1 protein-coding gene and 1 pseudogene are annotated in these 10,496 nt (G+C 35.8%); both read left to right on the top strand.

What is annotated here, in order from left to right:
* Nucleotides 1-700: 700 nt before the first annotated feature.
* Nucleotides 701-9,628: a GEVED domain-containing protein gene (locus ACZIYX_RS07390; protein WP_462681571.1), complete on the top strand. Its 8,928-nt coding sequence runs from the start codon at nucleotides 701-703 to the stop codon at nucleotides 9,626-9,628.
* 312 nt (nucleotides 9,629-9,940) lie between these two features.
* A pseudogene (locus tag ACZIYX_RS07385) lies at nucleotides 9,941-10,244 on the top strand (IS1 family transposase); the annotation flags it as partial.
* Nucleotides 10,245-10,496: the final 252 nt, after the last annotated feature.

Genomic DNA, 10,496 nt, shown 5'->3' with positions numbered 1-10,496 from the left:
AACCTTCCTGTACTGTGCAGGAACGTTTTGCATGGGCAACAAAACCTTCCTGCATCCTTGCAGGAGCCCCAACAGGGCAACAAAACCTTCCTGTACTGTGCAGGAACGTTTTGCATGGGCAACAAAACCTTCCTGCATGCTGCTGTATGTTTATAATCAGTTAGTTATAATTTTCACTAAGACAACTGTAAGTTTGCACTTTATTGGTGCAAAAAACAAAAAAGGGGCTGCCAGTCCCTTGTGCTAACAAGCCACCACCCGAAGCGGAAGCCCCAACTGGCGGGCCGAACGGATAACGTGTGCTGTGCCCTTGCTGCCCTGCTGTGAAAAAGCAAGAACCCCCTGTGCCATAGAGAGTATAAAGCTGTTGCGAACCGGACCCGCTGCCTTGCCCAAACCAATGCTAGGGGTATAATAATATCAATATACTGGATAACCAAAAAAAAACATGTTTTGTTACTTGATATTTTAACATAAAAGTAAGCTTAACTAAAGCCACGTTTACTTTTTCTATTCCCTGATATATAGTTGAAATCGGATAAAATGAGTGCGATTTTTCCGGTTTTTTATTGTGAACTTATTTAGTTAATAGATTATTAATAAATCGTTAAAAAATAGGGTCAAACGTTTTTCAACTGTTTAAAATTAATAGTAACAATATTTACTAAATGAGAAAAATTAACCATATAAACTCACTAAAATGAAAAAAAAGCTATTGAAAAAGATTCTATTGACTAGTATATTATTTATACTAGGATTGCAAGCAGAATCTTATGCACAAACAAAACAAAAAACTAAAAAAACAGAAACAACACAAGAAACCGAAGAGTTCTATACCCAAGAAGAACTGGAAGAGCTTAAAGCTTTAAAAAAAGAACTCGAAGCAATAGCCTTAAAAGAAAAAGAGGAAGCCTTAAGGTTAGCAAAAATACACGGCTGGGAAATTAAGATAAGAAAAGCCGACAGTACTTTTATGGAGCTTCAAAAAGTAGTAGACGGAAAACCTATCTATAATTCTACTAATGGCATTAAAACAACCAAATCAACAAGAACAAATCACTTACATACAGGTGGCTCTTTAGGATTGAACCTTATGGGGCAAGAAATGACAGCTTATGTTTGGGATGGTGGTAAAGTGCGTGTTACGCATCAGGAGTTTGACGGATCAGGAGGCACTAATCGCGTGTCTATGATGGATAAAGCTAGTGAATTGAACGATCACGCACAGCATGTTACAGGAATTATTGCAGCCTCTGGGGTGAAAGAAAAAGCAAAAGGCGTAGCTCCCCATATCAAAGCAAAAGTTGCGGATTGGAATAATGATGAAGCAGAAGTAACAGAGCAGATTATGAATAAAATGCTTGTCTCTAACCACTCATATGGAGCTAGTTTTAGAAATGATAAAACAGGAGCACTGCAAATACCTCAATATTACTTTGGGGGATATGTTGATGAATCCGGACGATGGGATGATATTATGTTTAAAGCCTCAAAATACTTAATGGTTGTTGCCGCTGGTAATGACGGTCTGGATAATAGCGCAAATAAGAATCCCAATACTGGCTTTGGATTTGATAAATTAATAACTAATACAACTCCTAAAAATAATTTAGTAGTTGCCAATGCCCAAGATGTACATGTAGATGACAATGGTAATTTTGTCTCTGCTTTAATAAATCCTTCAAGCAATCAAGGCCCTACAGATGATTTTAGAATTAAACCAGATATTACTGCGGTAGGTACTAATGTTTATTCAACTATTACAAGTAATGATAAGGCATATAAAGAGCTAACAGGAACTTCAATGGCTACACCAAATGTAACTGGGTCGTTATTATTATTACAGCAACATCATAAAAATGTTCATAAAAAATATATGAAAGCCGCTACTTTAAAAGGGCTGGCTTTACATACCGCAGATGATGCCGGGGTTACAGGGCCTGATGCTATTTTTGGCTGGGGAGTACTAAATGCCAAAAGAGCTGCACAAACCATTACTCAAAAAGGAAAAGAAACAAGAATTGAAGAACTGACATTAAAACAAGGGCAAACCTATAAAATTACAGTTACTGCTGATGGAACAAATCCGCTATTGGCTTCAATCTCCTGGACAGATAGACCTGGAGTTGTTACTAAAGCCATAAACTCTAGAATACCTGTTTTGGTAAATGATTTAGATTTAAGGATTTCTAAAGATGGCACCACTTATTTACCCTATAAATTAACCGGGGCAACCACCAATGCTAAAACAGATAATAATGTAGATCCTTTTGAAAGAATAGGGGTTGATGGGGCCTCAGGAACCTATACCATTACAGTTACCCATAAAGGAACATTAACCGGGGGGAGCCAAAATTATTCACTAATTGTTACCGGTATTACCGATGCATCTGTAGTTTGTGATGTAACTGAACCCAAAGAAGTAGCTGTAGCAAACATTAATGCTTCTACAGCTTCTCTAAATTGGAATTTGGTTTCTGGAGCATCCTATGATGTTAGGTACCGCAAGGCAGGAACTTCTTCGTGGACTATAAAAGAAGTTTCAGCAGATCTTGCTTCTCTTAAAATTGAAGGACTATCAGCTTTAACCAGGTACGAAGCACAAGTACGAAGCAAATGTGCTTCTGGTAATTCTGCATATAGCGCTTCAGTTAACTTTACCACTTTTTGTGAGTCCAAAGCAACCAACGGGAAAGACCAGTATATCAGAGAAGTAGTATTAAATACTATAAACAAAGCCTCTACCGATACCAAAGGATATTCAGACTATACATCAATGTCAACAAAGTTAGCAATAGGAGCTACCAATACTATTATCATCACCCCAAAAAGTACTGCTGCAGAAGCGGGATATGGGGTTTGGATTGATTATAACCAAGATGGAAATTTTGAAGATACAGAAAAAGTCTTTACCAAGGATAAATCAAAAGATGTTCAAGTAAGCGGAACCTTTACAGTACCATCATCAGCAAAAACAGGTACTACAAAAATGCGGGTGGTGTTAAAGAAAAACGGGACACCAACAGCTTGCGAAACCTTTGCAGAAGGGGAAGTAGAAGAGTATACAGTTATTATTGACCCAAAAGATACTACAGCTCCTACAGCTCCTGAAGATCTTAGAGCTTATAACATAACAAGAACTAGTGTTAGACTTTCTTATAAAGCCTCTGTAGATAATCGTGAATTGGATAGATATTATATATCTAGAAACGGAAAACTCTTAGGTTATAACTATACCACAGATCTAGAATATGATGATTTACAACCAAACACCTCTTATACATATAGAATAGTTGCTAAAGATAAAGCAGGAAATGAATCTAAAGCAAGTAGTGTAACATTCAAAACCCTGGCTAGTGATTATTGTACCGCAAAAGCAACCAACAAAGAAAAACTGTATATCAAAAAAGTAGAGTTAGGGTGTATTAATACCGCTTCTAGTGGAGGAGCAGGATATCTAGATCATACTACATACAGTGTAACCGATATCATAAAAGGAGTATCTAATAAAATTACGATTACCCCTAGTGATAACCGTTCTGAAGTAGGATATGGGGTTTGGATTGATTATAATAAAGATGGAAAGTTTGATGATAGCGAAAAAGTATGGAGCCTAGAGCCATCTAAAGTAACAAAAGCTATCGGGAATTTTACCATACCATCAACAGTAGAAGATGGTAGAACAAGAATGCGTGTGGTGCTTAAGAAAAATGGAACACCAACGGCTTGTGAAACTTTTGCAGAAGGGGAAGTAGAAGACCATACCATTACTATTATTACCACAGATACAAAACCCCCTACGGTTCCCAGCAATGTTACGGTATCTAATGTTGCACAAACTAAAGCAAGAGTATCTTGGTCAGCTTCTTTAGATAATATTGGGGTAACCGAATATGAAATATTTAATGGGGAAACAGTTCTAAAAACTACAACAAATACCTATTATACAATAACAGATTTAAAACCAAGCACTCGTTATGTAATAACTGTAAAAGCTAAAGATAAAGCAGGAAATGTATCTGCTACGAGCAATACGGTAACATTTACCACCAATTGTGTTGCTAAGGCAAACAGCTCAAAAGAACAATATATCAGTAAAGTAGTATTGGGTAATATTAATAAGTCTTCGGATGGTGGGAACGGATATTCAGACCATACATCGATTTCAACTAACTTGGCAAAAGGAGCAACCAACACCATTACCATTACTCCTAAAAGTACTGCTGCAGAAGCAGGATATGGGGTTTGGATTGATTATAACCAGGACGGGGATTTTGACGATACAGGCGAAAAAGTCTGGACTAAAAATAAATCCAAAGAAACTCAAGTTACAGGAACGTTTACAGTACCATCATCGGCTAAAAATGGTGCTACAATAATGCGTGTGGTGTTAAAGAAAAACGGGACACCAGCTGCTTGTGAAACTTTTGAAGAAGGTGAGGTAGAAGATTATACCGTTACTATTGTTTCAAAATTTGCTGAAACCGAACCTCCCACAATCCCTAACAACCTTAAAGTTACCAATGTATCACAAACAAGTGGTGTACTTTCCTGGGACGCTTCTACAGATAATCATGGAGTGGCCGAATATGAAATATTTCGTGACGGTAAACTTATCCATAGCACAAGAGAAACTTCGTATACCCTTACCGGTTTAGCCTCCAAAACTTCGTATACGTTGGCAGTGTTGGCAAAAGATGCTGCAGGAAATACTTCTCTTAAAAGCAAAACGGTAACATTTAAAACACATTGTATTGCGAAAGCAACCAATGCAACCAATCAATATATCAAAAGAATAGAATTAGGAACTATTGATCACTATTCTACCAGCGAAGGTGGGTATTCTGACTATACCTCTATTTCAACGAAGCTAGCAAAAGGAGCAACCAACACCATTGCTATTACTCCCAAAAATACTGCTTCAGATGCATGGTATACGGTTTGGATCGATTATAACAGGGATGGAGAATTTGAAGAAGGAGAAAAAGTCTTTGCCAAGGACAAATCAAAAGATGCCCGGGTTAGTGGAACTTTTACCATACCTGCTACAGCAAAATTAGGTAAAACAACAATGAGGGTAGCCTTACAGAATAATGCAGCACCGACATCATGTGGAGCTTTTGCAGAAGGAGAAGTAGAAGAGTATACCGTTAACATTGTTAAAGAAGGCACAGATGTTACACCACATACCGCTATTCGTGACCTTAAAACATCTCATATAACACAGACAAGTGTTAAGCTTATATGGGGTGAAAAGCCTGATTCAGAAGGAGCGGTAGCTAAAGTTTTTGTTGAAATATCACCAATAGTAGACTACAAACAAAAAGATACATACGGGACTTCTGTTGTCGTAGCAAATTTAAAACCAAACACTACGTATACAGTAAACATAGTTCTTATAGATAAAGCAGGAAACAGGTCTAAACCAAGTAAAGCAGTAACATTTACAACGCTTTGTAAGTCTAAAGCAACCAACGGGAAAGACCAGTATATTAGTAAGGTGGTATTAGGTAATATTGACAATACTTCTACGGATACAGAGGGATATTCAGATTATACAACATCTGAAACAATCAGGACAAATCTAGCTAAAGAAACAGCGAACACGATAACCATAACTCCTAAGAGCACTACTTCAGATGCATGGTATGCGGTTTGGGTTGATTATAATAGAAACGGAAAGTTTGAGGATACAGAAAAAGTGTTTACCAAGGATAAATCAAAGGATGCTCGGGTTAGTGGAACTTTTACCATACCTTCAACAATAAAAGAAGGTTCTGCAACAATGCGTGTTGCGATAAGTAATAAAAACATAGGCAATGCTTGTAGCTCTTTTTCAGAGGGAGAAGTAGAAGATTATATCATTAACATCGTTAAAAAAGGTAGTGATGTTACCCCTCCTAAAGCTCCTAGCAATGTTATAGTATCTAACATAACACAAACAAGTGCTACCCTTACTTATGATAATATTAAAGAAACAGACAAAAATATAGATAATATTCATGTTTTTACAACTAGTGAAGAAATATTAGATGCTAGTAATAAAGGATATACGAGTCTTAAACTAGATAACCTAAAAGCTAATACTACTTATAGCGTACAGTTATATGGTCAAGATAAAGCAGGAAACAGGTCTAAACCAAGCAATGTAGTCACCTTTACCACCTATTGTGAGTCTAAGGCAACCAACGGGAAAGACCAGTATATTAGTAAAGTGGTATTAAATACTATAGATAATAGTTCTACCGATACCAAAGGGTATTCAGATTATATATCGATTTCCACGAAGCTGGCAAAAGGAGCTGCCAATACCATTACCATTACTCCAAAAAGCACTGCTACAGAGTCAGGATATGGGGTTTGGATCGATTATAACAAAGATGGAAAGTTTGAGGACACAGAAAAAGCTTGGGCCAAGACATCTAAAGAAGCTAAAGTGAATGGTACTTTTACCATACCTGCTACAGCAAAACTAGGAAAAACAAGAATGCGAGTGGTGCTTAAGAAAAACGGAACACCAGCAGCTTGTGAAACTTTTGCAGAAGGCGAGGTAGAAGAGTATACCATTAATATTTTACCAGAAGGTAGTGATGTTACCCCTCCTAAAGCACCTAGCAATGTTATAGTATCTAACATAACACAAACAAGAGTTTTGCTTAGTTATGATAAAGTTGATGAAGATGTTGATATATATTCTTATGAAATTATAAAAAGTTCATCAAATGAAAATAATAAGATTGGTTTTACGCCTTATACAGATGGAATGTTGTTTACTAATTTAAAGCCAAACACTACCTATACATTGCAATTGTTTTTTTCAGATAAAGCAGGAAACAGGTCTAAACCAAGCAATGCAGTCACATTTACAACACTTTGTGAATCTAAAGCAACCAATGGGAAAGACCAGTATATCAGCAAAGTAGTATTAAATACTATAAACAATGCCTCTACCGATACCAAAGGGTATTCAGATTATACATCGATTTCCACAAAGCTGGCAAAAGGAGATGTAAATACTATTAGCATTACTCCAAAAAGCACTGCTACAGAGTCAGGATATGGGGTTTGGATCGATTATAACAAAGATGGAAAGTTTGAGGACACAGAAAAAGCTTGGGCCAAGACATCTAAAGAAGCTAAAGTGAGTGGTACTTTTACCATACCTGCTACAGCAAAACTAGGAGAAACAAGAATGCGTGTGGTGCTTAAGAAAAACGGAACACCAACAACATGTGGAACTTTTGCAGAAGGCGAAGTAGAAGAGTATACAATTAATATTATTCCTAAAGCCCCTAGCAATGTTATAGTATCTAATATAGCATCAACAACTGTTACCCTTACTTATGATAATGTTCTAGAAAAAAATGAAGGTGTAAGTGGGGTTGTTGTCTATGCAGATGGCAAATCAGAAAAACTAGAAACTAGTTATAGAGGTGTGACTAGCCTTAAGCTGATTAATTTAAAACCAAATACTACCTATACAGTAAGGGTATTTGTTCATGATAAAGCAAAAAATCTTTCTAAAGGCAGTAGAGCAGTCACCTTTACCACCTATTGTGAGTCTAAAGCAACCAATGGGAAAGACCAGTATATCAGCAAAGTAGTATTAAATACTATAAACAATGCCTCTACCGATACCAAAGGGTATTCAGATTATACATCGATTTCCACAAAGCTGGCAAAAGGAGATGTAAATACTATTAGCATTACTCCAAAAAGCACTGCTACAGAGTCAGGATATGGGGTTTGGATCGATTATAACAAAGATGGAAAGTTTGAGGACACAGAAAAAGCTTGGGCCAAGACATCTAAAGAAGCTAAAGTGAATGGTACTTTTACCATACCTGCTACAGCAAAACTAGGAAAAACAAGAATGCGAGTGGTGCTTAAGAAAAACGGAACACCAACAGCTTGTGAAACGTTTGCAGAAGGCGAAGTAGAAGAGTATACAATTAATATTATTCCTGCGGCTCCTACTAACTTTAAAGTATCTAATATAACACAAACAGGTGCTAAATTTTCTTGGGATGCTTCTAAATATAATATCAGAAGAATTCGATATGGTATTTGGAATAATAAAATAAATAAGCGTGTAGGTAACTTAACAACAAATACTTTTAATACTGTTACGGGGTTAAAACCTAATACTACTTATACATTAATTGTATATTCTCTTGATTCAGCAGGAAATTATTCTGAAGATAGTAATGCAGTCACATTTACAACACTTTGTGAATCTAAAGCAACCAATGGGAAAGACCAGTATATCAGCAAAGTAGTATTAAATACTATAAACAATGCCTCTACCGATACCAAAGGGTATTCAGATTATACATCGATTTCCACAAAGCTGGCAAAAGGAGATGTAAATACTATTAGCATTACTCCAAAAAGCACTGCTACAGAGTCAGGATATGGGGTTTGGATCGATTATAACAAAGATGGAAAGTTTGAGGACACAGAAAAAGCTTGGGCCAAGACATCTAAAGAAGCTAAAGTGAATGGTACTTTTACCATACCTGCTACAGCAAAACTAGGAAAAACAAGAATGCGAGTGGTGCTTAAGAAAAACGGAACACCAGCAGCTTGTGAAACTTTTGCAGAAGGCGAAGTAGAAGACTATACCGTTAACATTTTACCAAAAGACACAGAAGCTCCTACAGCTCCTGTTAATCTTGTGGTATCTAATATTACAAAAACAGAGGCTACTATTTCTTGGGATACCTCTAAAGATAATATAGGCATAGCGCAATATGAAGTGTTTAACGGAGAAACCAGTTTAGGTACTACAACAGGGACCTCTTATAAAGTATCTAACTTGAAAGCTAATACCGAGTATACCGTTTCTGTAAAAGCCAAAGATAGAGCAGGAAATGTTTCTAAAGCTGGTAAGAAAACCTTTAAAACACAAGATATTTATTGTGTTTCTAAAGGAAGTAATTCTACTTATAGAAAGATAGACTATGTTTCTTTTGGAGGAATGACAAACACTTCTGGAGATAATGGTGGTTATGCAGATTTTACATCAAAAGTTGCTACTGTAATTAGAGGAACCACGAATAGAATTAGAGTGAATTTTTGTTGTGATAAAAAACCATCTGGCGTTGATTCGAGTTATAGCAGCTGGGGAGTTTGGATTGATTTTAACAAAGATGGAGTCTTTGGGGTACATGAACGAGTAGTTAGTCTAACTTCTGTTAATGGTTATATAGATTTTGAAAACGATATTGAAATCCCATTAAGTGCTGTACTAGGCTCAACAAGAATGCGGGTTTCTATAAAATATGGAGAGAATCAAACAGCTTGTGAAACTTTTGCACATGGAGAAGTAGAAGATTATACCGTTAATATTACCGATATTCCATCTTCTAGTAATGCTCGCACTCAAACTTTAGGGAATGAAATAATGGTGTACCCTAACCCTGCATCAGATTATGTACAGGTAAAATTAGCAAACTCTAAGGCAAAGAATTTAACGTATAGTATTATAAATATTTTTGGACAAGTTGTTAAATACGGACTGTTAAACAGCGATAGTATTTCTGTTTATGATATTATACCAGGTACTTATGTATTGGAAGTATATGATGGTCAAAAATTAATGAGAACCAGATTAGTTAAGAAGTAACCCCCAATTTCTTAGCTATATTTAACCCGAGCTTTATGCTCGGGTTTTTTTTGAGTATTGCTAGAATTATAGGTGTTTCAAAAAATACAGTATTATCCAGAATACTAACAATTAGTGGTTATGCCAGTTGTACTTTGAATTTACTGTAGAAGAAAATGGACTATTCTTTTGTTTATACGAAGGAGAAAAATTAAGCATAGCATTTGCTACGGTTCATTTTTATTCTGAAGTAGAAATAAAAAAGAGTATTTTATTGCGGTAAATTCAAAGTGTAAACGGTATTAAATTAAAATTCTGTCTTATAGTAGGGGGTTAGGCTGCAAATTTAAGGTCGATGAGCTGTAGAGTTTTACTGGCAGCAAGAATAATGTAACCTGGATTACCTATGCTATAAAAAGAGAGATCAAAAGTGTTGTTGATTATTGTTGTAGGTAGAAAAATAAAGGATACTATCAGGTCTTTGATTAATAATATGTTATGTTTGTCTTGGTAGAATTTATACCGATCGATTAAATATTTATCCGGATTGATCCCTAAAGAAATTCATAAAGTGTTTCGATATTGCATCAATAGAATAGAGTGTAAGAATTTGACTTTACGTACTCATATAGCTAAATCAGCATAAAATAACATTAATCTTTATAGTAAATAATCGAATTTCTACGTCTTAAAAATACTCGTTATAGCTCTGCTATGACTGCGTTTTTTGCCTTAAACTTCGATTATTTCCTTTATAAATCTTTTATGCCATTTCATATTAATTTAGCTATATTAAAAGATTATCAAGAAGAACGATTTGTTTTTTGAGAAACAAAATATACCTCATCGTATATATACGAATCTATTTTGGATAGTTTTTTATGATTAA

The sequence above is a fragment of the Aquimarina sp. genome (genome assembly GCF_977115655.1).
This window is presented reverse-complemented; position numbering and strand designations above follow the sequence as displayed.